This window comes from Stenotrophomonas sp. YJH_SMC_81 (assembly GCF_059370875.1).
Window position 1 is genome coordinate 222,471 of sequence record NZ_JCAFUB010000004.1, and the last position, 23,371, is coordinate 245,841.

Below are 23,371 nucleotides of genomic sequence, written 5' to 3' on the forward strand. Positions count from 1 at the left end.
ATGGCCTCAGCGAGCCGGTGGGGGCGACAGTGGCGTCTGTTCCGACTCGCCATTGAGCTTGGCCGTGATCTGGTCGTTGTCGCGGTCGATCGCCGTGCGTTCGATCGGCCAGCGCATCACCTGGCCGGGCAGTACGTAGCCCAGCAGCCCGGGATGGACGATGCGTGGGCGCGTGGCGCTGCCCAGCGCGAGATCGGCGATCTGAGCGTAACTGTTGCCCGAATTGGCTACTTCGACGCCGTTGCGGCCGTCCGCCAGCTTTACCAGCCGGGCCTGCAGCTGCGGCGCCAGCGTGCCGGCCGAGGGCTGCACGAACACCGGGATCGAATAGCGCAGGACGAACTGCATGCCACCCGCGCGGATGGCCAGGTCGGGCACCTCGTCAACGATCAGGCGGTAATGTTGCTGTGCCGCTGGCGGTTCCTTGTCCGCACGCATGACCCGCACCAGCTGCTGCTGTCCGGCGGCCAGTTCCTGCATCGGCGGAGTGGCCATCAACGCATCGGTGGGCAGCAGCTGTTCCTGGCCGTCCTGCTGCACCCAGCGGAACACGCGTACCTGCAGCTTCACCGGCGAGGTGCCGCTGTTGGTCAGCCACAATTCGCCGGCACGCTGGCGGGCTTCCAGCTGCAGGCTGGTCGGGGCCACCTGCAGGCTGGTGGCGCCGGCGGCCGCGATGGCAAGCAGGTACAGGGCGAGCAGCGCCACGCCGGTGGCGCGCCACGGGCGGGATCCGGCCATGCGGGCGTGCTCCATCAATAGGTGATCGTGGCGGTAACCGTATCCAGGTAGCTACCGGCGGCCGGGTTGTTGGTGCTCAGGTTCAGGATCTGGCCGTAGACGATGTAGGGCACGGCCAGGCCGGTGCCGATGCCGGCCTGGGTGTTGGTGCCGGTTGTGGCGCCCCAGACCAGGGTATGTGCGGCATCCTGGTAGAGCTGGTAGCCGACATAGTTGTTGGCGGTCACCGCCGCATTGGTGTTCTTCATCCGCCGGGTGGTGACGTCGTTGGCGGTGCTGGCATTGGCGCCCGCATTCAGTGCAATCGTGTAGGGCGTCAGTGCCGAGCACTGGGCGGTCACCGTGCCCTGGCCCAGGGTGGGCGTGGTGGTGGTTGATGCCGCGGTGCCGAAGTCCACGTTGGTGGCGGCCGCCGCCGTGATGGTGCAGGCCTTGGTGACCACCAGGGTGACATTGAAGGTGGTGGTGTCGGCGGCCAGTGCCGGGCTGGACAGCAGGAACCCGGCCACGGCCCATGCCAGCGGGGATCGAACTGGGGATCGCATGAACAACCTCCCTGACCCGAAGGTCCGTTGAACAAGGCGAAGACGGCACGTTCGGTGCCGCTTTGACGACGGTGGATCCAGCTTAGGAGGCGTAAGTGTCTGTAATCCGTGATAATTAGGCAGACGAAAGAGCGGAGACCATCACGCTTTCACTTTCCTTGCCGGAACCGTGCATCACCCGGATCGGCAGTTGGGTGGCGTTCGTTCAGATTGCGGCCGGATCGGCGATAATGGGTGCCATGAGCGTGAATCTGAAAACCCCGCAGGAAATCGAGATGATGCGCATCGCCGGCCGCCTGGCCAGCGAAGTGCTCGACATCGTCACCCCCCACGTCAAGCCCGGTGTCACCACCGAGGAACTGGACCGCATCTGCCACGACCACATCGTGAACGTGCAGGGCGCGATTCCGGCCAACGTCGGCTACCGCGGCTTCCCGAAGACCGTGTGCACCTCGGTCAACAATGTCATCTGCCACGGCATCCCCAGCGAAGGGAAGGTGCTCAAGGATGGCGACATCATCAATATCGACGTCACCGTCATCAAGGACGGCTGGCACGGCGACACCAGCCGCATGTACTTCGTCGGCACCCCGTCGGTGATGGCGCGCCGCCTGGTGGAAACCACGTACGAAGCCATGTGGCGCGGCATCCGCGCGGTGCGCCCGGGCGCCACCCTGGGCGACATCGGCCATGCCATCCAAAGCTATGCCGAAGGCGAGCGTTTCAGCGTGGTGCGCGAGTACTGCGGCCACGGCATCGGCAAGGTCTACCACGACGAGCCGCAGGTGGTGCATTACGGCCGCCCGGGCCAGGGCCTGGTGCTGCAGCCGGGCATGACCTTCACCATCGAGCCGATGATCAACGAGGGTACCCGCTACAACAAGGTGCTGCCGGATGGCTGGACCGTGGTGACCAAGGACCGCAAGCTGTCGGCGCAGTGGGAGCACATGGTCGCGGTCACCGAGACCGGCGTCGACGTGCTGACGCTGTCGCCGGGCGAGTCGCAGGTCTCCTGACGATGCTGCCGGCGAGTTCGCTGCTGGACACGCCGGCCGCGTCGCTCAACGACCCGGATTGGGCTGCTGCCGCGCGCCAGGCGCTGCAGCAGGCCGACGCGCGCCTGTATCGCCGCTTCGACCAGGGCGACAACATCGAGCGCCTGCTGGCGCTGCGGGCGCGCGCGGCCGACCATCTGATCCGCTTGGCCTGGCAGCGTTGCCTGCCGGCCGACAGCGGCCTGTCGCTGTTCGCGGTCGGTGGCTATGGCCGGGGTGAACTGTTTCCGCGTTCGGACATCGACCTGCTGGTGTTCGGCGACCCGCCCGCACAACGGGCGCATGAAGCGGCATTGGCACGCCTGTTCGCGCTGCTGTGGGACTGCGGATTGGCGGTCAGCCATGCGGTGCGTTCTGCATTGCAGTGCCGCGAGGCGGCGGCTGACCAGACCGTGCTGACCGCGCTGATCGAGGCGCGTCCGATCCTGGCCGATGATGCGGCGCGCCGTGCGCTGCGCGAGGCCATCGACGACCGTGAGCTGTGGCCGGCGCGTGCCTTCTTCCTGGCCAAGCTGGAAGAGCTGCGCAACCGCCACCAGCGCTTCGGCGACACTGCCGACAACCTGGAGCCGGATCTCAAGGATGGTCCCGGCGGCCTGCGCGATCTCAACACGCTGGGCTGGATGGCGCTGCGCGCCTTCGGCGTACGCGACCTGGAAGCGCTGGTCGGCCTGGGCCACCTGGGTGCCGACGAAGCGGCTGCGCTGAAGCGCGAGCGTGCGGTGCTGGCGCGGCTGCGCTTCGGCCTGCACCTGGTCGCGCGCCGCCCGGAAGAACGGTTGCGCTTCGATTACCAGAAGACCCTGGCCGCGCGCCTGGGCTTCGAAGACGATGCCGAGAATCTCGGTGTCGAGAAAATGATGCAGGGCTTCTACCGCGCCGCGCTGGTGGTGCGCCGGATCAGCGACCGCCTGCTGCAGCGCTTCGAGGAACAGTTCGATGGCGAGGCCCAGCCGGAACCGCTGACCGTGGGCTTCTCCCTGCGCCGCGGCTACCTGGCCGCCAACGAGGCCGACTGGCCGCGCGGTGACATCGGCCAGGTGTTCGCCCTGTTTTCCAGCTGGGCCAACAATCCACAGGTGCGAGGCCTGCATTCGCTGACCGCGCGCGCGCTGGCCGAAGCGCTGCCGTTGTTGCCGGCCTACGACCAGGCCGATGCCGATGCACGCGAGCAGTTCCTGTCCCTGCTGCGCGGCCAGCGTCCGGTCGACACGCTTTCGCGCATGGCGCGGCTGGGTGTGCTTGGCCAGTGGATCCCCGCGTTTGCCCAGGTCAGCGGGCGCATGCAGTTCGACCTGTTCCATGTCTATACGGTCGACCAGCACACGCTGATGGTCCTGCGCAACATCGGCCAGTTCGCCAGCAGCCGTGCCGACGAACGCTTCTCGATCGCGCACGAAGTGTGGCCCCGCCTGCGCAAGCCGGAACTGCTGCTGCTGGCCGGCCTGTTCCATGACATCGCCAAGGGCCGCGGCGGCGACCACTCGGAGCTGGGTGCGGTGGACGCGCGTGCGTTCTGCCAGGCGCATGCGCTCAGTGGCACCGATACCGAGCTGGTGGCATGGCTGGTCGAACAGCATCTGCGCATGTCGGTGACCGCGCAGAAGCAGGACATCGCCGATCCGGTAGTGATCCATCGCTTCGCCACCCTGGTCGGCAGCCGCGACCGCCTGGACTACCTGTACCTGCTGACCTGTGCAGACATCGCCGGCACCAGCCCGAAGCTGTGGAATGCCTGGAAGGACCGCCTGCTGGCCGACCTGTACTTCGCCACCCGGCGCGCGCTGCGCGAGGGGCTGGAGCATCCGGTACCGGCCGCCGAACGCGTGGCCGAGGCACGTGACAGCGTGCGCGCACTGGTGCGCGAGCAGGGTTACGACGACGCCACCATCGATCGCCAGTTCGCGGTGATGCCGGATGAGGGCTTCATTCGTCTGCGCCCCGAGCAGCTGGCCTGGCAGGCAGCCGCGCTGGTGCCGGTGAAGCAGGGCCAGGTGCTGGTGAAGGTGCGCCGGATCAGTGTGGATGACCCGGCGCTGGAAGTGTTCGTGCACTCGCCCGACCGCGACGGCCTGTTCGCCGCGATCGTGATGACCCTGGACCGCAAGGGCTATGGCATTCACCGCGCACGCGTGCTGGACGGTCCGGCCGATACCATCTTCGATACCTTCGAAGTGAACCCGGCCGACACGTTTGCCGATGGCAGCAGTGCCAACCTGGAGGCGGCGCTGCGCGAGGCACTCAGTGGTGACCTGTCGCGCCTGCGGCCGTCGCGCCGTGTGGTACCGCGGCAACTGCGGCACTTCCGCTTCGCCCCGCGCATCGAGTTCCGCGATGAACCGGGCGCAACCCGTTTTGCCCTGGTCGCTCCCGACCGTCCCGGCCTGCTGGCCGATGTGGCGTTCGTGCTGCGCAACCAGGGCCTGCGCGTGCATGATGCGCGCATTGCCACGTTCGGCGAGCGCGCCGAAGACACCTTCGTGATCAGTGACGAACACGACCTCCCCCTGACTGAACCTGCCCGGCAGCAGCTGCATGACGCAATGCTGGCCTGCCTGGACCCTGATCGAAACGCCGGAGACCCCGCCTGATGGCCACCAAGCCCGCCAAGAAGACCGCCGCGACCCCCAAGAGCGCAGCGGCCCGGAAACCTGCTGCAGCCGCACCGGCCGCAAAGAAGGCCACTGCGCCGAAGAAGGCCGCCGCGGTGAAGGCCCCGGCGAAGAAAACGGCTGCGGTCAAGCGTGCTGTGAAGAAGCCGGCCCCGGCCAAGAGCGCCGAAGCCGTCCGCGCCGAAACCATCGCCCGCAAGTCGCTGCGCAAGCCGTCGGCACCCGGCGTGGAAGAACTCAGGTTCGGCATCGAGAGCGCCTTCGAGCGCCGCGCCACCTTGACCCTGCATGAGCTGGAAGGCTCGACCAGGCCGCTGGTCAACCGCGTGATCGACGGTCTCGAGAGCGGTGAATTCCGCGTCGCCGAGCCGGACGGCCAAGGCGGCTGGAAGGTCAACGAGTGGCTGAAGAAGGCCGTGCTGCTGTATTTCCGCGTCAACGACATGGCGGTGGTCGATGCACGACCGGCACCGTTCTGGGACAAGGTCGAATCGCGCTTCGCCGGCTACGACGAAGCGAAGTTCCGCCGGAGCGGCGTGCGCGTGGTGCCGGGCGCGATTGCCCGCCGCGGCTCGTACTTCGGCAAGGACGTGGTGTTGATGCCGAGCTTCACCAACATCGGAGCCTACGTCGGCGAAGGCACCATGGTCGACACCTGGGCCACGGTGGGTTCGTGCGCGCAGATCGGCAAGCACTGCCACCTGTCCGGCGGCGCCGGCATCGGCGGCGTACTGGAACCGCTGCAGGCCAGCCCGACCATCATCGAGGACCACTGCTTCATCGGTGCGCGCTCGGAAGTGGTGGAAGGCGTGGTGGTCGGCCACCACAGCGTGATCGGCATGGGCGTGTTCCTCAGCCAGAGCACCCGCATCTACAACCGCGCCACCGGCGAGATCAGCTACGGCTACATCCCGCCGTACAGCGTGGTGGTGTCCGGCTCGCTGCCGAGCAAGGACGGTACCCACTCGCTGTACTGCGCGGTGATCGTCAAGCAGGTTGATGCCAGGACCCGCAGCAAGACCAGCGTCAACGACCTGCTGCGCGGCCTGGCCGACTGAAGGTGAGTGCGCCGGAGGACCTGGCGCAGTCCGCGATCTACCTGCATCCGTCCGACAACGCGTTCGGACGGATGCTGCCGCGCCTGCTGCACGCTCCGCGCTGGACCCGGTTGCGCCGGGCACTGTCGCGGCGCTGGCCGATGCCGGTGCTGGCCAGCGACGTGCGCGACGTGGTCTACGCGAGCTGGTGGGTCGATGTGCGCCATGCCCCGCCAGCGCCACCTGGCCACCACTACGTGGTCCATGCTGGACGCACGCCTTATACCGTTCTCAGCTATCGCCATGGCCATTTCGGGCCGGTGCTGGCGGGACCGTTGCGCTGCTTGATGCCGTCGCCAAGGCAGAGCAACTGGCGCTGGTACCTGCGCCGTGACGATGATCCGGGCGGGACCCCGGTGGTGCTGTTCGATCGCAACATGATGGACCAGCTGGCCTTCGTCGCCGGCGCGCGCGCTTTCAGCGATGCCATGCAGCCCCACCTGCCCACGCGCTTCGAGCATGTGGTGCGCGCCGATGGCGATGGGTACACCCTGATCGAAGGCGGGCAGGGGAGTGCGCCTGCGCTGCACCTGCGGTGGCGGGCCGCTGCGGGCTGGGAGGACGGGGCGTGGCGGGGGGCCTTCAGTGGCCATCAGGCCCTGCTGCGCTTCCTGACCTGCCAGGATGAGGCCGTTGCGCGCACCTGTGACCGGCGCTGGGCCAGCACCCGCATCGCGCTGCCGGTGGATGTCGACAGCCTGCAGCCGCTGCAGCTGGAAGGCGAACTGCAGTGCCCGCGCCTGCAGGCGATGGACGTGGCGCTGCACGAGGGGCTGGCCTTCCGGCTGCCAAGGGTACCGTTCCGGGTCGTGTCCGAGCGCCTGTTGTGAGATTCTGGGCCTCTGTTTTCCAGCATCACAGATGGCCATGAGCACCACTGTCTACGGTTTGAAGAACTGCGATACCTGCAAGAAGGCGACCAAGTGGCTGGACCGCTTCGGCGTGCCGTACACCTTCGTTGACTACCGCGACAACAAGCCGAGCCCGGAAACACTGCTGGCGTGGGCTGAGCAGCTGGGTGGCCTGGCCGCGATGGTCAACAGGTCCTCCACCACCTGGCGGCAGCTGCCGGACAACCGCAAGGCCGCCGATTCCGAGGCCGAATGGAAGCTGCTGCTGCGCGAGTACCCGCAGCTGATCAAGCGCCCGCTGGTGGTCACCGCCGACGGCACGGTCAGCCAGGGTTTCAGTGACAATGGCTTCAAGGCCCGCTTCGGCGTGGGTGACGCGTGAGCGCGGTCCTCGACCTGACCTGCGAGCTGATCGCACGGCCCTCGGTGACGCCCGATGATGCCGGCTGCCAGGCACTGCTGGCGGCACGCTTGAAGCAGGCCGGGTTCCAGTGCGATCACCTGCGGCTGGGCGAGGTCGACAACCTGTGGGCGACCCATGGCAAGGGCGCGCCGGTACTGGTGCTGCTGGGCCATACCGACGTGGTGCCGACGGGGCCGCGCGAGGCCTGGACCAGTGATCCTTTCACGCCGACGATCCGTGATGGCGTGCTGTATGGTCGCGGCACCGCCGACATGAAGGGCAGCGTGGCGGCGTTCGTGGTGGCGGCCGAGCAGTTCGTTGCCGCGCATCCCGATCACCCCGGCACGCTGGCGGTGCTGGTGACCAGCGACGAGGAGGGCGATGCCATCGATGGCGTGCGCCACGTCGCACGGCTGTTCGCCGAGCGCGGCCAACGCATCGACTGGTGCATCACCGGCGAGCCGTCGTCGACCGCGACGCTCGGTGACCTGCTGCGCGTGGGTCGTCGTGGCAGCCTGTCGGCCAAGCTGCGGGTGCAGGGCGTACAGGGCCATGTGGCGTACCCGGAGAAGGCGCGCAACCCGATCCACCAGGCCGCGCCCGCCCTGGCCGAGTTGAGCGCACGGCGCTGGGATGACGGCTACGAGAGTTTCCCGCCGACCAGCCTGCAGGTCTCCAACATCCATGCCGGTACGGGCGCCAACAATGTGATTCCCGGCGAGCTCGAAGTGGATTTCAACATCCGCTACAACCCGCACTGGGATGCGCCGAAACTGGAAGCGGAGATCACCGCGCTGCTGGATCGGCATGCCCTGCAGTACACGCTGAAGTGGCATCGCAGCGGCGAACCGTTCTACACCCCGGAAGGCACGCTGCGCGCCACCGCGCGCGCGGTGCTGGCCGAGCACATCGGTCGTGCCCCTGAGGAAAGCACTGGTGGCGGCACCTCCGATGCGCGCTTCATCGCGCCATTGGGCGCGCAGTGCATCGAAGTGGGGCCGGTCAACGCCAGCATCCACCAGGTGGACGAGAACGTGCGCGTGGACGAACTGGAAGCGCTGCCCGGGCTGTACCAGCGGCTGGTGGAGCGGCTGCTGGTGTGAGGCATGGCACCGGGCACGGCCCGGCGCTACCCCTGTGGGCCGACTGCTGGGTGCCGACCGTTGGTCGGCACACCTTCACCTGGTTGCCAACGCAACGGTTGCGCCGTGCCGGAAACCGGGGTAGGGTCGATGCCATGTCGATCCGCCTGGCCACCGCCGTCAATAACAACAACCGCAATAATCTGCGCGCGAATAATCGTGCGCGGCCGATGCGGGACTGCGCCCTGGGTAGATAGACAGCAACACACGCCCGGACACCAGAAAACCCGCATCGGTCGATGCGGGTTTTTTTTGTGCCCGGGCGCAGCCCCACCCGGGCCTGGATGGCCGGTCGAACACCCTCCCACCCGTGAAATTCCCCCAACAGGAGCTCCCCCATGTGTTCGATCTTCGGAATCTTCGGCCTGCAGGCCGGTGACGATCTTCCGGCCCTGCGCCGCCATGCGCTGGAACTGTCGCAGCGCCAGCGCCACCGCGGCCCGGACTGGAGCGGCGTGTATCTTGACGAAGGTGCGCTACTGGTCCACGAGCGGCTGGCCATCGTCGACCCGGCCGGCGGCTCGCAACCGCTGCTGTCGGCCGACGGCCAGCTGGCGCTGGCGGTCAACGGCGAGATCTACAACCACCAGCAACTGAAGGCCACGCTGACCACCGCCTACGACTTCCAGACGGGTTCGGACTGCGAGGTGATCAACGCGCTTTACCGCCAAGGCGGATCGCCGGCGCAGTGGCTGGAGCAGCTCAACGGCATCTTCGCGTTCGCGCTGTGGGACCGTGGTGCCGGTCGTGTGCTGGTGGCGCGCGACCCGGTCGGCGTGGTGCCGCTGTACTGGGGCCACGATGCCCAGGGACGTCTGCGAGTGGCCTCGGAAATGAAGGCACTGGTCGATACCTGTGCCGACGTCGCGCAGTTCCCGCCGGGCCACTATTTCGACAGTGCCAGCGGTGAGCTGGTGCGCTACTACCAGCAGCCGTGGCGCGACTACGCTGACGTGCAGGGTCGCCAGGCCGATCTGGCCGAACTGCGCCAGGCCTTCGAGCATGCGGTGGAACGCCAGCTGATGAGCGATGTGCCGTACGGCGTGCTGCTGTCTGGTGGCCTGGACTCGTCGCTGGTGGCGGCGGTGGCCGCGCGCTATGCACGCCGTCGCATCGAGGATGGGGGGCAGACCGAAGCCTGGTGGCCGCGCCTGCACTCGTTCGCAATCGGCTTGAAGGGCTCTCCCGATCTGGCCGCCGCTGCAATCGCCGCCGAAGCGCTGGGCACCGTGCATCACGGCTTCGAGTACACGTTCGAGGAGGGCCTTGATGCACTGCCGGAAGTGATCCGCCATATCGAAACCTACGACGTCACCACCATCCGCGCATCGACGCCGATGTTCCTGCTGGCACGGCGGATCAAGGCCATGGGGGTGAAGATGGTGCTTTCCGGCGAGGGCAGCGACGAGATCTTTGGTGGCTACCTGTATTTCCACAAGGCGCCGGATGCGCGTGAATTCCACGACGAACTGGTACGCAAGCTCGACGCGCTGCACAACTACGACTGCCTGCGCGCCAACAAGTCGATGATGGCCTGGGGCGTGGAGCCGCGTGTGCCGTTCCTGGATCGCGAATTTCTCGATGTGGCGATGCGCTTCGACGCCGCGCACAAGATGGTCGGTGCGGGCTTTGGTGGCCGCCGCATCGAGAAGGCGGTGTTGCGCGAGGCGTTCGAAGGCTACCTGCCGGACAGCATCCTGTGGCGGCAGAAGGAGCAGTTCAGCGATGGCGTTGGCTATGGCTGGATCGACGGGCTGAAGGCGCATGCCGAAGCTCAGGTGAGCGACCGTGTGCTGGCAGCGGCCGACAAGCGCTTCCCGCACAACCCGCCGCAGACCAAGGAGGCCTACTACTATCGTCATCTGTTCGAGCAGTTCTTCCCGAGCCGTGCGGCCGCCGAGACCGTGCCGGGTGGCAAGTCCATTGCCTGCTCGTCGCCGGCGGCGATCGCGTGGGATGCCAGCTTCGCCGCAGCTGCAGATCCGTCGGGGCGCGCGATCGCTGGCGTGCACGAGCAGGCACTGGCGTAAGCCCCGAAAAAGGGACGGAGCGGGACCGGGGCGCTTGTGCCACTAACGACTTAATCCCCTCCGTCCCCTTTTTGTATGATCGCCCCCCTGCACATTGGGGAATGTTCATGGACGTACACAGCGGGGGCCCGGCGCCACCGACGAAGTGGGGATGGCGCTACCTGGCCTGGGCCGGGGTCCCGCTGCTGGCTGGCGTGCTGCTGGCCCGTTATGCCGGGCCGGCGGCGCCCGAGGCTGTTGCCCGCGCCACGGCCACGGCCACGGCCACGGCCGAAGCCACCTGGGTGCAGCATCTGGCGTCGCCGCTGGGCCTGTTCCTGCTGCAGCTGCTGGTGCTGTTGCTGGTGGCCAAGGGCGCAGGCGCGCTGCTCAAGCACTTTGGACAACCGGCGGTGATCGGCGAGATGGCCGCCGGCCTGATGATGGGCCCATTGATGCTCGGCAGCCTGTTGCCGCCGCTGCATGGAGCCCTGTTCCCGCCCAGCTCGCTGGGCCCGCTGGGCATGCTCAGCCAGTTGGGTGTGCTGATGTTCCTGCTGGTGGCCGGTGCCGAGCTGGACCTGGCGGCGCTGCGTGGACGCCGGCGTTTTGCCTTTACGGTCAGCCATGCCGGCATTGCGGTGCCGTTCGTGCTTGGCGTCGCCCTGGCGATCTGGCTGTACCCGCAGCACGGTCCGCAGGGCGTGGGCTTCACCGCATTCGCACTTTTCGTTGGCATATCGATGAGCATCACGGCCTTCCCTGTGTTGCTGCGTATCCTTGCCGACCGCGGTATCACGCAGGCGCCACTGGGGCAGACCGCGATTGCCTGCGCTGCATTGGGTGATGCCACCGCGTGGTGCATGCTGGCGCTGATCGTGGCGGCTGCACAGGCCAGCGGATGGCTGCCGGCCAGCCTAAACCTGCTGTGCGTAGTCGCCTTCGTGGCGCTGATGCTGGGGCTGGTGAAGCCGTGGTTCGCCCGGCAGCAGATCGCGCCGGGTCGTGAGGGACGCTGGCTGCTCGGCATCCTGCTGCTGTCGCTGGCCAGTGCCCTGGTCACCGAGATGCTCGGCATCCATGCGCTGTTCGGTGCGTTCGCGGCTGGCGTGGCGGTGTCGTCAAATGTGCAGTTGCGCGAGCTGCTGATGGCGCGCGTCGAACCGTTCGCGGTGACGCTGCTGCTGCCGCTGTTCTTCGCCATGACCGGGCTGCGCATGCGCGCCGATGCGTTGCAGGCCAGCGATGTCCTGTTGTGCGTGGTGGTGATCGCGGTAGCGACGACCGGCAAGCTGCTGGGCACCTTCAGTGCCGCACGCAGTGCCGGCATGCCCACCCGTGAGGCGTGGCGGCTGGGTGCACTGATGAACACCCGTGGCCTGATGGAGCTGATCGTGCTCAACCTGGGTTACGAACTTGGCCTGCTCGGTGACCGGCTGTTCGCGGTGCTGGTGATCATGGCGCTGGTGACAACGGCGATGACCGGGCCACTGTTGAACCTGATCGAGCGGCGCAGGGGCTGAGCGTTGAACGGTAGTGCCGGCCGCTGGCCGGCAACCTCATGATGCTGGATGCACCTGCATGGATGCCGGCCAGCGGCCGGCACTACCGCGCTGGCACCAGCGTCATGGTGTGCTGCGCCTTGCCCGGCAGGAACGGCGTCGGCCGGCCATGCACCCAGTCTTCGTGGCCGGCACCCCAGTAGGGCGACAGTGGATGCCCACTCTGGCCGCCGGGCATGTGCACGATGCCGTCGGCCTCGTGGCCCGGCGAAACCACCATGCGCTCGGAAGCGCCGAAGTTCGGCGTCTGCACGCGCGGCATGTCGCGGTCGCCGGGCAGGTGGTCGGCCGGCATGCACAGCCAGCGTTTGGCGATGTCCGGCAGCGCCCGTGCGATGGGATGGCAGATCGCCGCGGTATTGCGTTCGCCCCAGCTGCGTTTGGCCAGCGGTCCCTGCCTGGTCAGCTCACTTTCGGTACGGCGTGCGGCGTCGATCAGCAGTGCATCCCAGCTGTCGAAGGCCGGTGGCAGCAGATTGGCCGGCCGCTGCTGCAGCATCGGCCAGGCCACCCCTTCCAGCTGCGCCAGGCGCGGCTCCAGATAGTCATCGCCCAGCTGCGCATTGGCCGGTGCCAGCAGTGCATCGGACAGTGTCTTCATCACCTGCGTACGGAACTCACGCACCACCCGGTAGCTGACAGAGCTGGCCGAGGCACGGCCGCCCCATTGATGGCTGGCCTCCTTCAAGCGCTTCAGTGCAGGGTCGTCACTGCGTTCGATGACGTCGTGCAGCAGCGCCCACCAGCGCTGCAGGAACACCGCGCGATCGTCGAGCTGGATCGCCAGCAGGTCGTGTTCGTCGAAGCGCTCCTGGATCGCCAGCAGGTCGCGGATCTGCCGCGCACGGGCGCCAAGGTCATAACCACCGTTGCCGACATTGGCCAGTGCCTCGCCGTCGAGGACGCGGCCGTTGGCGGTCCACAGGCGATGGTTCGGTGGGTCGATCAATGCCGGCGAGGCGTCGCTGCGGATCGGCCAGGGGGCGCAGTCCTGGTTGTGGGCGGCGTTGAAGCCGGCCGGCGCGCAGCCCGGACCGCGATCCGGGCGGGCGCCGATCAGGCGCCAGGCGATGCGTCCGCTGCGGTCGCCGACCACCAGGTTCTGTGCGGGAATGCCGGCGTGGTCGGCGAACTGCAGGGCCGCGTCCAGGTCACCGGCGCGGGCCAGGTCACCGAAGTCCAGGCGCACCGCGCCGGGCAGGTGGGCGACCCAGCGCAGCGCGTCGCCGCTGCCATCGGCATGCGTGTGCAGGATCGGCCCCCAGGCGGATTCGCGCACCGGGAACACCACGTCGGCCTGGCCGGCCACCGCAATCCGCTCTTCATGCACGGTCACTGCGGCGTTGGCTGGTTCAGTGCGGTAATCGGCAGTGTCTATGTAACTGTTGGTGAAGCCCCAGGCGACGTGCCCGTTGCTGCCGACGATCACGGCCGGAAGGCCCGGCAGCGAGAAGCCGGTGACGTCGACCTGGCCGCCCGCGGCCTGCGGGTCGGGGTAGCGCAGGCGCACGCGGAACCACAGACCCGGCGCGCGCAGGCCGAGATGCATGTCGTCGGCGACGATCGCGCGACCGTCGGCGGTGAGCGCGCCGGCCACGGCGAAGTTGTTGCTGCCGATGACATCGGCCTCTTCCTGCCCGGTGCCCGGCTTTCCCTTCAGCGTGCGCAGGTCCAGCTGGCTGGCATCGGGCAGCGTGGCGTTGCCGGTGGGTTCGCCGAACAGCGGCGCATCCCATTCCGTGCCGTCGTGGGCGATCAATGCGTACAGCGCCGGCGGCACCACTGCGCGGATGCGGCTCAGTGCAAGCTCGGTCTGGTTGCCGGGGTCCTGCAGGTCGGCGTACATGGCCAGCCCGGTCAGCACGCTGTCGCTGGCCTGCCACGGTTGCGGCGACTGCCGCAGCAGCAGGTAGGCCCATGGCCGCACGGAGAGGCCGGCCAGGCCCTCATTGACCCCACCGACATAGGCGCTCACGGCGTCGACGTTGTCGCCCAGCGCAGCCTGCATGTTCGCCTCGGTGCGCGCGCGCAGCCGATGCACGCGCATGCGCTTGTCGGCATCGATCGCCTTCGGGCCAAACAGTGCGGACAGTTCGCCGGCGGCGCTACGGCGCATCAGGTCCATCTCGAAATAGCGTTCCTGCGCATGCACGCGGCCCAATGCGCGCATCGCGTCGGCCTGGCTGGTGGCGGTGATGGTGACCACGCCCAGCGCATCGCGCTCGATGGTGACCGGCCTGGCCAGGCCGGGCAGCGCATGCTCGCCGTCCAGGTCGGCCAGGCTGCCGCGCAGCAGCAGCCACAGGACCAGTGCGGTGACCAGCACGATGGCGACCAACACGCCCAGCACCCAACGCCATGTACGTCGCATCGCACGTCCTTTCCGAACTCGTGGGCCGATTGTAGCCGCAGGCGCAACTGCGACTGATTCCGATTAGATCACCGTATTTTGAAATGCGGCACCCTATGCCGCATCGATTCACAGGAGCCCCCCATGAAAGGCAACCCGGACGTCATCGCCTGCCTGAAGGAACTGCTGCGCGGCGAGCTCGCTGCCCGCGACCAGTACTTCATCCATTCCCGCCGCTACGAGGACCAGGGCCTGTTCGCGCTGTACGAACGCCTGAACCACGAGATGGAAGAGGAAACCCAGCACGCCGATGCGCTGCTGCGCCGGATCCTGTTCCTGGGCGGCGACCCGGACATGCGCCCGCACGCCACCGAGCCGGGCAAAACCGTCGAAGAGATGCTGCAGAAGGATCTCGACACTGAATACGCCGTTCGGAACAATCTGGCCGCCGGCATGAAGCTGTGCGAGGAGAAGGGCGACTACGTGAGCCGCGACATCCTGCTGGCGCAGCTGAAGGACACTGAGGAAGACCACGCCTGGTGGCTGGAACAGCAGCTGGGCCTGATCAAGCGCATCGGCCTGGAGCTGTACCAGCTGAGCAAGATCGACGGCACCGGCGCCGCGGCGCACTGAGCCGGCACCGCTTTTTGTAGAGCCGAGCCAATGCTCGGCTGCGTTCCGGTAGAGCCGACCGCTGGTCGGCTGCTCTGCGAAATGCAGCCGACCAGCGGTCGGCTCTACCAGAAGAAGTACAGCGTTCTGTCGCCCGCCAGCACCGGAGCACCGCCAGCCAGCCTTCGCCCGCCAGCCGCTCCACCGCCTGCCAGCCGACAACGAAAAAGCCGGGGAATGCCCCGGCTTTTTCGTGTCCGGGGTCAGAGCCCTTTCCGGTGGAAAGGGATCCGACCCCCGTGCTCCTCACTCCACCGACAACCCTTCCACCTTCTGCCAGCCGCGCGGCAGAAGGTGGCCGCGGGTGGCGCGGGCGCCGAGGTAGGCGTCGAGCTCGTTGAACTTCAGCCCCATCGTGCGCTGACCGCTGCGCACCTGCAGGGTCTGCCCCGGGCTGATCGCCACGATGGCGACCACGCGTTCAGTGGCGAGCTTGGCCTTCGGGATCTCGATGATCTTGTTGCCCTTGCCCTTGTCCAGTTCCGGCAGGTCGTTGGCGGCGATCGCCAGCAGGTTGCCGGAACTGGTCACCGCCACGATGCGGTCGGTGGCCACGTTGGCGACCATCGACGGGGTGAGCACCGACGAGCCGGACGACAGGTTCAGCATCGCCTTGCCGGCCTTGTTGCGGCCGATCAGGTTCTCGAAGCGGGTGACGAAGCCATAACCGTGGCTGGAGGCCAGCACGAAGCGGGTGTCCGGCTCGGCGCTGGCCAGGGTCACGAAGCTGGTGCCCGGTGCCGGCGAGAAGCGGCCGGTCAGCGGTTCACCATTGCCACGCGCGGAGGGCAAGGTGTGCACCGGCGTCGAGTAGGCGCGGCCCTCGCTGTCGAGGAACGCGACCTGCTGGGTGCTGCGTGCGCGCACCGCGCCCTGCAGTCCGTCGCCTTCACGGTAGGACAGGGCAGATGCATCGACGTCGTGGCCCTTGGCGGCACGGATCCAGCCCTTCTCCGACAGCACCACGGTCATCGGCTCGCTCGGCACCAGCTCGGTCTCGTCGATGGCCTGCGCGGCCTGGCGCTGCACCAGCGGCGAACGGCGCGCGTCGCCGAACTTCCTGGCGTCGGCCGTCAGTTCGTCGCGGATCAGCTTCTTCAGCTTGGCCTTGCTGTCGAGGATGCCGAGGATCTTCTCGCGTTCCTTGGCCAGCTCGTCCTGCTCGCCGCGGATCTTCATCTCTTCCAGGCGGGCCAGCTGCTTCAGCTTGGTTTCCAGGATGTACTCGGCCTGTTCCTCGGACAGGCCGAAGCGCGCGATCAGCGCCGCCTTCGGTTCGTCCTCGGTACGGATGATGTGGATCACCTCGTCCAGGTTGAGGAAGGCGACCAGCAGGCCTTCCAGCAGGTGCAGGCGGCGCTCGACCTTCTGCAGGCGGTGCTGCAGGCGGCGGGTGACGGTGTTGCTGCGGAAGGTCAGCCATTCGCTGAGCAGCATCTTCAGGTTCTTCACCTGAGGACGGCCGTCCAGCCCGATCACGTTGAGGTTGACGCGGTAGCTGCGCTCCAGGTCCGTGGTGGCGAACAGGTGGCCCATCAGCTGGTCGGCGTCGACGCGGTTCGAACGCGGCACCAGCACCACGCGCACCGGGTTGGCGTGGTCGGATTCATCGCGGATGTCTTCCAGCCACGGCAGCTTCTTGGCGCGCATCTGTGCGGCGATCTGCTCGATCACCTTCGACGGCGACACCTGGAACGGCAGCGCCGTGATCACGATGTTGCTGGCTTCCTTGGTGAAGGTCGCGCGTGCACGCACGCTGCCGTTGCCAGTCTCGTAGATGTTGCGCAGGTCATTGGCCGCAGTGATGATCTCGGCGCTGGACGGGTAGTCCGGGCCCTGCACGTGTTCGCACAGGTCGCGCACGCTGGCGTCGGGATTGTCCAGCAGGTGCAGCAGCGCGCTGACGATCTCGTTGAGATTGTGCGGCGGCACGTCGGTGGCCATGCCCACGGCGATGCCGGTGGTGCCGTTGAGCAGCAGGTGCGGCAGCCGCGCCGGCATCCAGGTCGGCTCCTGCAGGGTGCCGTCGAAGTTCGGTGCCCAGTCGGTGGTGCCCTGGCCCAGTTCGCCCAGCAGCACTTCGGCGATCGGGGTCAGCTTGGATTCGGTGTAACGCATCGCCGCGAACGACTTCGGGTCGTCACTGGAGCCGAAGTTGCCCTGGCCCTCGATCAGCGGGTAGCGGTACGAGAACGGCTGCGCCATCAGCACGAGTGCTTCGTAGCATGCACTGTCGCCGTGCGGGTGGTACTTACCGATGACGTCACCGACGGTGCGCGCGGACTTCTTCGGCTTGGACGCGGCATTCAGGCCCAGCTCGCTCATCGAATAGATGATGCGGCGCTGCACCGGCTTCAGGCCGTCGCCGATGAACGGCAGGGCACGGTCCAGGACCACGTACATCGAGTAGTCGAGGTAGGCGCGTTCGGCGTACTCGCGCAGCGGCAGTTGTTCGAATCCGTGGAACACGGGGCGGGCAAGTTCGGTCATGCGGCGTTGTTACCTATGTCGGGAGGCGGCGACGGCGGTCGCCGCTCGCAATCCTGTGATTATCCGGATGCGGCGGGGGATGCCAAGCCGCGTGCAGGGTCCAGCCCGGTTTCCAGGCCGTGGCCGGCCCGCGCCAGGTAGCGCCCCGGTGGCAGCCCGAAGTGGCGGCGGAACACGGTGACGAAGGCGCTGGCGCTGCTGAAGCCCAGTGCATGGGCGATGTCGGCGACGCTGCGGCCATCGGTCAACTGGCGCAGGGCTTCGGAGAGCCGGGCCTGCTGCCGCCACTGAGCGAAGCTGAGCGTGGTCTCGTCGCGGAAGTGGCGGGTCAGGCTGCGCGGTGACAGGCCGGCCCAGTGCGCCCATTCCGCCAGGCTGCGTTCGTCGGACGGGTCGGCCAGCAGCTGCGAGGCGATCTTCAGCAGGCGCCGGTCATGCGGCATCGGCAAGTGCATGCGCTGGCGTGGCGCTGTGCGGATCTCGTCCACCAGCACCTCGATGATGTGCTGGCGTTCGGAGGTGGTGTCGTAGCCCGGTGGCCAGTCACAGATGCGCTCGGCGAGCGCCTGCGCCAGCTTGGACAGGCCCAGCACGCAGGGATCGGAGGGCAGGGTGGCACAGACCGGAGCCGCCAGCGCCATGCCCCAGCCACGCAGGGGGCCGTCGAGGGTGACCGTGTGCGGCTCCAGCGGTGGCATCCAGCCGGCCGAGCCCGGCGCCAGCGACCAGGTGCCGTGCGAGGTACGGGTGGTCAGAAGGCCGCGCTCGACGCAGATCAGCTGCGCGCGCTGGTGATGATGCCAATCCACTTCACGGACCAGCCCTTGCGGGCTGTCGAAACGGAAACCGACCACCGGGGGACCGTCGTTGCGCTCGAACCAGTCCAGTGCTTCGTCCCTGAGCAGGCGTTTGGGAGTAGGGATTTCTGCCTTGTTCATCATGTCTGCTGGCTGAAATGTGTCATCCATTGGCTGGATTGTACTACCGGGCCACCTGACTAGGTCATTAAGGTAGGCGCCTTCACCGATCCAGCCCACTGCTGCAACACAGCATTCGATGCCAGATCGAATATTTCCATTGAGAAATATTTTTTTTGGAAGAGAATGCTCCCCCATGATCTGTCCTGCAACCACTCCCCCCAGCTTCGGCCTGCTGCTGCGCCAGGTGCGCGACGGCCTGGTCCGCCAACTCGACGCGTCCATGGCTGAAGAAGATCTGGGCATCGGCTTCACCCACTACATCGGGTTGAAGGTGCTTTCGAACATGGCGCCGTGCACCGCCAACGAACTGGCCCAGGCCATCGATCAGGTGCCCAGCGCGGTGACCCGGCTGCTGGACAAGCTCGAAGCGCTGGGCTGCGTCCGCCGCGAACCGCATGCGCAGGACCGGCGGGCATTGCAGATCGTGCTGACCGACGAAGGCCGCGCGCTGTGGGCGCGCTTGAAGCTGCGTGGCGACGCGGTGATGGATTACGCCCTGCGTGATCTTTCCGCCGACGAGCGCACGCTGCTGCTGTCCCTCCTTACCCGAATCCGCGATTCACTGACGACCCCATGAACCCGATCCCGCATTCCACTTTCCGCCGGTCCGGGCGCGCGCTGCTGGTGTCAGCGCTGGCCCTGGCCCTGGCCGCCTGTGCCAGCAGTCGTGGCCTCAACCCGCAGGGCCACGTGCTTGACGTGGACAGCCTGCACAGCGAACGCACCCTGGCCGACACCGACCTGAGCGCCACTGGCTTCCCGGCGCAGGACTGGTGGAAGGCACTGGGTGATGCGCAGCTGGACGCGCTGGTCGCAGAGGGCCTGGCCAGCCACCCGAGCCTCGACGCCGCCGATGCCCGCCTGCGCCAGGCCCAGGCCCAGGTCGGCACCGCACGTGCCGACGAACTGCCGAGCCTGTCGGTGTCCGGTGGCTACACCGGCCTGCGCCTGCCCGAATCGATGGTCGGCAGCGAGATGGGTGGCCGTTACGGCGGCAGCAGCCAGGTCGCCTTCGACTTCAGCTACGGCGTGGACCTGTGGGGCGGCAAGCGCGCCGCCTGGGAAGCCGCCGTGGACGGTGCGCACGCCGCCACCGTTGAAGCGCAGGCTGCACGCCTGAACCTGTCCACTGGCATCACCCAGGCCTATGCCGACCTGGCCTACGCGTGGCAGCTCAACGACGTGGCCGAGGAAGAGCTGACCCGTTCGCAGAAGTCACTTGAACTGACCCGCCAGCGCCGCAGCGCCGGCATCGACAGTGATCTGCAGGTGCGCCAGGCCGAGGCCCGTGTGCCGGCCGCGCAGCAGCAGGTGCAGGCCGCCCAGCAGCGTATCGACGCCGCCCGCACCGCGCTGGCCGCGCTGGTCGGCAAGGGCCCGGACCGTGGCCTGTCGATCCAGCGCCCGCGGCCGCTGAATCCGGTGGCACTGCAGCTGCCGGGCGTGCTGCCCAGCGAGCTGCTTGGCCGCCGCCCCGACATCGTCGCCGCACGCTGGCGCGTTGAAGCGGCCGACAAGCAGATCAAGGTTGCCAAGACCAAGTTCTACCCGAGCTTCAACCTGACCGCGCTGGCCGGCGTGGTCGCCCCGAACGTGGGCGACCTGCTGAAGAGCAGCTCCACCTTTGCCTATATCGGCCCGGCGCTGAGCCTGCCGATCTTCGAGGGCGGGAAGCTGCGCGCCAACCTGGCCAATACCGATGCGCAGTACGACCTGGCGGTGGCCAACTACAACCAGACCGTGCTCGATGCGCTGCGTGATGTGGCCGACCAGGTCAACGCGGTGCGCTCGCTGGCACAGCAGGCGCAGTCGCAGCAGCAGGCGGTGGACACCGCACGCGCTGCCTTCGACCTGGCCCAGCAGCGCTACCGCGCCGGCATCGGCAGCTACCTGGACGTGCTGACCGCGCAGTCCACCCTGCTGCAGTCGCAGCAGCAGCTGGCCGGCCTGCAGTCGCAGCAGGTGCAGTCCTCGGTGCGCCTGAGCAAGGCGCTGGGCGGTGGTTTCCAGCCCACTGACGCCGACCGCGCACCGATCGCCTCCCATTCCGATTCCTCGCATTCCTGAAGATCTCCGACATGAGCCAGACCCAAGACACCGCGGCCCCGGCCGCCCCCAACCGCCGCGGCCACCTGCTGCGCGGCCTGTTCGTGATCGTCGTGCTGCTGCTTGCCGCTTTGGCGCTGTGGTACTTCATGTTCGGCCGTTGGTTCGAAGAGACCGACGATGCCTACGTGCAGGGCAACCAGGTGCAGATCACCCCGCTGGTGGCCGGCACCGTGGTCGCCATCAATGCCGATGACGGCATGCGCGTGGAGCGCGGCCAGCTGCTGGTGCAGCTGGACCCGTCCGACACCGCAGTGGCGCTGCAGCAGGCCGAAGCCAACCTGGCCAAGACCGTGCGCCAGACCCGCGGCCTGTACCGCAGCGTAGAAGGCGCGCAGGCGGACCTGAACGCCCGCCAGGTGACCCTGAAGCGCGTGCGCGAAGACTACGCCCGCCGCAAGGACCTGGCCGCCACCGGCGCCATCTCCAACGAAGAACTGGCCCACGCCCGCGACGAGCTGGCCGCGGCCGAAGCGGCCGTGGCCGGTTCGCGCGAGACCGTCGAGCGCAACCGCGCGCTGGTCGACGACACCGTGATCGCCACCCAGCCGGATGTGCAGGCCGCCGCTGCGCAGCTGCGCCAGGCCTTCCTCAACAACGCCCGCGCCGGCATCGTTGCACCGGTCTCCGGCTACGTCGCCCGTCGTTCGGTGCAGGTCGGCCAGCGCGTGCAGCCGGGCAATGCCCTGATGGCCGTGGTGCCGACCGAGCAGATGTGGGTCGAGGCCAACTTCAAGGAAACCCAGCTGCGCCACATGCGCCTGGGCCAGGAAGTGGAGCTGAAGTCGGACCTGTACGCCGGCGACGTGAAGTACAAGGGGCGCATCCAGAGCCTGGGCCTGGGCACCGGCTCGGCGTTCTCGCTGCTGCCGGCACAGAACGCCAGCGGCAACTGGATCAAGATCGTGCAGCGCGTACCGGTGCGCATCGCCATCGATGCCAAGCAGCTGGCCGAGCACCCGCTGCGCATCGGCCTGTCGATGAAGGCCGAAGTGAGCCTGCGCGACCAGAAGGGCGAAGTGCTGCCGAGCACCCCGGCCAAGGGCACGGTGTTCGACACCGACGTGTATGCCAAGCAGCTGCATGATGCCGACGAGGTGATCCACACGATCATCCAGGGCAACCTGCCGCAGCAGCAGGCGAAGGTGGGCTGAGGTCGCCATGTCCGCACAAGCTCCAGCCGCGCCCGGCGCTCCGGGCGCACCGGCGGCGCCGGCTGCGGCCTCCGGGTTCCTGCCGCCCAGCGTCGCCCTGTGCACCGTAGGCCTGGCGATGGCGTCGTTCATGCAGGTGCTCGACACCACCATCGCCAACGTCTCGCTGCCGACCATCGCCGGTAACCTCGGTGCCAGTTCGCAGCAGGCGACCTGGGTCATCACTTCGTTCGCGGTCAGCACGGCCATCGCGCTGCCGCTGACCGGCTGGCTCAGCCGCCGCTTCGGCGAACGCAAACTGTTCGTCTGGGCGACCCTGGCCTTCGTCATCACCTCGCTGCTGTGCGGCCTTGCGCAGAGCATGGGCATGCTGGTGGTGTCGCGTGCGCTGCAGGGCTTCGTGGCCGGCCCGATGTACCCGATCACGCAGTCGCTGCTGGTCTCGATCTATCCACGTGAGAAGCGCGGGCAGGCATTGGCACTGCTGGCGATGATCACGGTGGTGGCGCCGATCTGCGGCCCGATCCTCGGTGGCTGGATCACCGACAACTACAGCTGGGAATGGATCTTCCTGATCAACGTGCCACTGGGCATCTTCGCCGCGCTGGTGGTGGGCAGCCAGCTGAAGGGACGCCCGGAGCAGATCGAGAAGCCGAAGATGGACTACGTCGGCCTGATCACGCTGGTGATTGGTGTCGGCGCGCTGCAGCTGGTGCTCGACCTGGGCAACGACGAGGACTGGTTCTCGTCGATGAAGATCGTGGTGCTGGCCTGCGTGGCGGTGGTGACGCTGACGGTGTTCCTGATCTGGGAACTGACCGACAAGGATCCGATCGTCGACCTGAAGCTGTTCCGGCACCGCAACTTCCGTGCCGGCACGCTGGCAATGGTGGTGGCCTACGCGGCGTTCTTCAGCGTGGCGCTGCTGATTCCGCAGTGGCTGCAGCGTGACATGGGCTACACCGCGATCTGGGCAGGCCTGGCGACCGCACCGATCGGCATCCTGCCGGTGATCATGACGCCGTTCGTGGGCAAGTATGCGTCGCGCTTCGACATGCGGATGCTGGCCACCGTGGCCTTCATCGTGCTGTCGATGACCAGCTTCCTGCGCTCGAACTTCAACCTGCAGGTGGACTACATGCACGTGGCCGGCGTGCAGCTGATCATGGGCATTGGCGTGGCGCTGTTCTTCATGCCGGTGCTGCAGATCCTGCTGTCGGACCTGGATGGGCGCGAGATCGCGGCGGGCTCTGGCCTGGCGACGTTCCTGCGCACGCTGGGCGGCAGCTTCGCGGCCTCGCTGACGACGTGGCTGTGGGCGCGGCGTACCCAGGTGCACCATGCCGACCTGACCGAGCATATCTCGGCCTATCAGCCGGGCATGCAGGACCAAGTGGCGGCGATGGGGCAGGGCGACCTGCAGCACGGCGCAGCGGTACTGAACAACATGATCAACCACCAGGCATCGCAGATGGGTTTCAACGACATCTTCTTCCTGCTGGGTTGGATCTTCCTGGCGATCATCACCTTCCTGTGGCTGGCCAAGCCGCCGTTCGGCGCAGGCGCGGGTGCGGCGTCCGCGGGCGGTGGGCATTGATCGAC

At 67.5% G+C, this 23,371-nt stretch carries 18 protein-coding genes; 13 read left to right on the forward strand and 5 right to left on the reverse strand.

What is annotated here, in order from left to right:
- Window positions 1-6: 6 nt before the first annotated feature.
- Both AC5P8U_RS10475 and AC5P8U_RS10480 read right to left on the reverse strand, forming a co-directional pair.
- Window positions 7-756: a fimbrial biogenesis chaperone gene (locus AC5P8U_RS10475; protein ID WP_072166808.1), complete on the reverse strand. Its 750-nt coding sequence runs from the start codon at window positions 754-756 to the stop codon at window positions 7-9.
- Entirely contained in the window at window positions 756-1,286 is a 531-nt protein-coding gene (locus AC5P8U_RS10480) for a Csu type fimbrial protein (RefSeq protein WP_072166807.1), read from the reverse strand. Before AC5P8U_RS10480 ends, AC5P8U_RS10475 begins: the two co-directional genes overlap by 1 nt.
- A 230-nt stretch (window positions 1,287-1,516) precedes the next feature.
- Here AC5P8U_RS10480 and map point away from each other — a divergent pair, with 230 nt between their 5' ends.
- From map to AC5P8U_RS10520, 8 genes are all read left to right on the forward strand, one after another.
- Window positions 1,517-2,302, forward strand: a complete 786-nt coding sequence (map, locus tag AC5P8U_RS10485; RefSeq protein WP_032955117.1) for a type I methionyl aminopeptidase — start codon at window positions 1,517-1,519, stop codon at window positions 2,300-2,302.
- A 20-nt stretch (window positions 2,303-2,322) separates the two neighbouring features.
- Window positions 2,323-4,932: a [protein-PII] uridylyltransferase gene (locus tag AC5P8U_RS10490; protein ID WP_447897401.1), complete on the forward strand. Its 2,610-nt coding sequence runs from the start codon at window positions 2,323-2,325 to the stop codon at window positions 4,930-4,932.
- A complete protein-coding gene (dapD, locus tag AC5P8U_RS10495) occupies window positions 4,932-6,011 on the forward strand; it encodes a 2,3,4,5-tetrahydropyridine-2,6-dicarboxylate N-succinyltransferase (RefSeq protein WP_088496941.1) in 1,080 nt (359 codons plus the stop codon). Before AC5P8U_RS10490 ends, dapD begins: the two co-directional genes overlap by 1 nt.
- 2 nt (window positions 6,012-6,013) lie before the next feature.
- Window positions 6,014-6,880 carry a hypothetical protein gene (locus tag AC5P8U_RS10500; RefSeq protein ID WP_088496942.1) on the forward strand — a complete coding sequence of 289 codons (867 nt, stop codon included), beginning with the start codon at window positions 6,014-6,016 and terminating at the stop codon, window positions 6,878-6,880.
- A gap of 31 nt (window positions 6,881-6,911) precedes the next feature.
- Window positions 6,912-7,283 carry an arsenate reductase gene (locus AC5P8U_RS10505; RefSeq protein ID WP_172412123.1) on the forward strand — a complete coding sequence of 124 codons (372 nt, stop codon included), beginning with the start codon at window positions 6,912-6,914 and terminating at the stop codon, window positions 7,281-7,283.
- A complete protein-coding gene (gene dapE, locus AC5P8U_RS10510; RefSeq protein WP_447897398.1) occupies window positions 7,280-8,407 on the forward strand; it encodes a succinyl-diaminopimelate desuccinylase in 1,128 nt (375 codons plus the stop codon). The genes AC5P8U_RS10505 and dapE overlap by 4 nt, the downstream gene beginning before the upstream one ends.
- A 377-nt stretch (window positions 8,408-8,784) precedes the next feature.
- A complete protein-coding gene (asnB, locus tag AC5P8U_RS10515; RefSeq protein WP_088496944.1) occupies window positions 8,785-10,476 on the forward strand; it encodes an asparagine synthase B in 1,692 nt (563 codons plus the stop codon).
- A gap of 101 nt (window positions 10,477-10,577) precedes the next feature.
- Window positions 10,578-11,978, forward strand: a complete 1,401-nt coding sequence (locus AC5P8U_RS10520) for a cation:proton antiporter domain-containing protein (protein WP_447897397.1) — start codon at window positions 10,578-10,580, stop codon at window positions 11,976-11,978.
- An 82-nt stretch (window positions 11,979-12,060) separates the two neighbouring features.
- Here the strand turns inward: AC5P8U_RS10520 and AC5P8U_RS10525 are convergent, their stop codons facing one another.
- Entirely contained in the window at window positions 12,061-14,388 is a 2,328-nt protein-coding gene (locus tag AC5P8U_RS10525; RefSeq protein WP_495214140.1) for a penicillin acylase family protein, read from the reverse strand.
- Between the two features lie 123 nt (window positions 14,389-14,511).
- Between AC5P8U_RS10525 and bfr the strand changes: the two genes are divergently transcribed.
- Window positions 14,512-15,000 (forward strand): bacterioferritin, encoded by a 489-nt coding sequence (gene bfr, locus AC5P8U_RS10530; RefSeq protein ID WP_111202195.1) that lies wholly within the window; start codon window positions 14,512-14,514, stop codon window positions 14,998-15,000.
- A 285-nt stretch (window positions 15,001-15,285) separates the two neighbouring features.
- On the opposite strand, the gene parC is transcribed toward bfr, so the two are convergent.
- Window positions 15,286-17,529 (reverse strand): DNA topoisomerase IV subunit A, encoded by a 2,244-nt coding sequence (gene parC, locus AC5P8U_RS10535; RefSeq protein WP_111007612.1) that lies wholly within the window; start codon window positions 17,527-17,529, stop codon window positions 15,286-15,288.
- A 59-nt stretch (window positions 17,530-17,588) separates the two neighbouring features.
- A complete protein-coding gene (locus AC5P8U_RS10540; protein WP_180884620.1) occupies window positions 17,589-18,470 on the reverse strand; it encodes a helix-turn-helix domain-containing protein in 882 nt (293 codons plus the stop codon).
- 172 nt (window positions 18,471-18,642) lie between these two features.
- On the opposite strand from AC5P8U_RS10540, the gene emrR reads away from it, so the two are divergent.
- The 4 genes from emrR to emrB are packed head-to-tail and all read left to right on the forward strand — an operon-like array spanning window position 18,643 to window position 23,366.
- A complete protein-coding gene (gene emrR / locus AC5P8U_RS10545) occupies window positions 18,643-19,086 on the forward strand; it encodes a multidrug efflux system transcriptional regulator EmrR (RefSeq protein WP_005415875.1) in 444 nt (147 codons plus the stop codon).
- On the forward strand, window positions 19,083-20,576 hold the full coding sequence (gene emrC, locus AC5P8U_RS10550; protein ID WP_447897257.1) for a multidrug efflux transporter outer membrane subunit EmrC: 1,494 nt from the start codon (window positions 19,083-19,085) through the stop codon (window positions 20,574-20,576). Before emrR ends, emrC begins: the two co-directional genes overlap by 4 nt.
- A gap of 11 nt (window positions 20,577-20,587) precedes the next feature.
- The gene (emrA, locus tag AC5P8U_RS10555; RefSeq protein WP_061480663.1) at window positions 20,588-21,769 is read left to right on the forward strand and encodes a multidrug efflux MFS transporter periplasmic adaptor subunit EmrA; all 1,182 of its coding nucleotides are present in this window, start codon (window positions 20,588-20,590) and stop codon (window positions 21,767-21,769) included.
- A 7-nt stretch (window positions 21,770-21,776) separates the two neighbouring features.
- Entirely contained in the window at window positions 21,777-23,366 is a 1,590-nt protein-coding gene (emrB, locus tag AC5P8U_RS10560) for a multidrug efflux MFS transporter permease subunit EmrB (RefSeq protein ID WP_072166793.1), read from the forward strand.
- Window positions 23,367-23,371 lie beyond the last annotated feature (5 nt).

What these genes read in the sequence shown, in the direction of transcription:
- AC5P8U_RS10475 (WP_072166808.1), bottom strand. Translation starts at nt 756, where the DNA reads ATGGAGCACGCCCGCATGGCCGGATCCCGCCCGTGGCGCGCCACCGGC.
- AC5P8U_RS10480 (WP_072166807.1), bottom strand. Translation starts at nt 1,286, where the DNA reads ATGCGATCCCCAGTTCGATCCCCGCTGGCATGGGCCGTGGCCGGGTTC.
- map (WP_032955117.1), top strand. Translation starts at nt 1,517, where the DNA reads ATGGGTGCCATGAGCGTGAATCTGAAAACCCCGCAGGAAATCGAGATG.
- dapD (WP_088496941.1), top strand. Translation starts at nt 4,932, where the DNA reads ATGGCCACCAAGCCCGCCAAGAAGACCGCCGCGACCCCCAAGAGCGCA.
- AC5P8U_RS10505 (WP_172412123.1), top strand. Translation starts at nt 6,912, where the DNA reads ATGGCCATGAGCACCACTGTCTACGGTTTGAAGAACTGCGATACCTGC.
- asnB (WP_088496944.1), top strand. Translation starts at nt 8,785, where the DNA reads ATGTGTTCGATCTTCGGAATCTTCGGCCTGCAGGCCGGTGACGATCTT.
- AC5P8U_RS10520 (WP_447897397.1), top strand. Translation starts at nt 10,578, where the DNA reads ATGTTCATGGACGTACACAGCGGGGGCCCGGCGCCACCGACGAAGTGG.
- AC5P8U_RS10525 (WP_495214140.1), bottom strand. Translation starts at nt 14,388, where the DNA reads ATGCGACGTACATGGCGTTGGGTGCTGGGCGTGTTGGTCGCCATCGTG.
- bfr (WP_111202195.1), top strand. Translation starts at nt 14,512, where the DNA reads ATGAAAGGCAACCCGGACGTCATCGCCTGCCTGAAGGAACTGCTGCGC.
- parC (WP_111007612.1), bottom strand. Translation starts at nt 17,529, where the DNA reads ATGACCGAACTTGCCCGCCCCGTGTTCCACGGATTCGAACAACTGCCG.
- AC5P8U_RS10540 (WP_180884620.1), bottom strand. Translation starts at nt 18,470, where the DNA reads ATGATGAACAAGGCAGAAATCCCTACTCCCAAACGCCTGCTCAGGGAC.
- emrR (WP_005415875.1), top strand. Translation starts at nt 18,643, where the DNA reads ATGATCTGTCCTGCAACCACTCCCCCCAGCTTCGGCCTGCTGCTGCGC.
- emrC (WP_447897257.1), top strand. Translation starts at nt 19,083, where the DNA reads ATGAACCCGATCCCGCATTCCACTTTCCGCCGGTCCGGGCGCGCGCTG.
- emrA (WP_061480663.1), top strand. Translation starts at nt 20,588, where the DNA reads ATGAGCCAGACCCAAGACACCGCGGCCCCGGCCGCCCCCAACCGCCGC.
- emrB (WP_072166793.1), top strand. Translation starts at nt 21,777, where the DNA reads ATGTCCGCACAAGCTCCAGCCGCGCCCGGCGCTCCGGGCGCACCGGCG.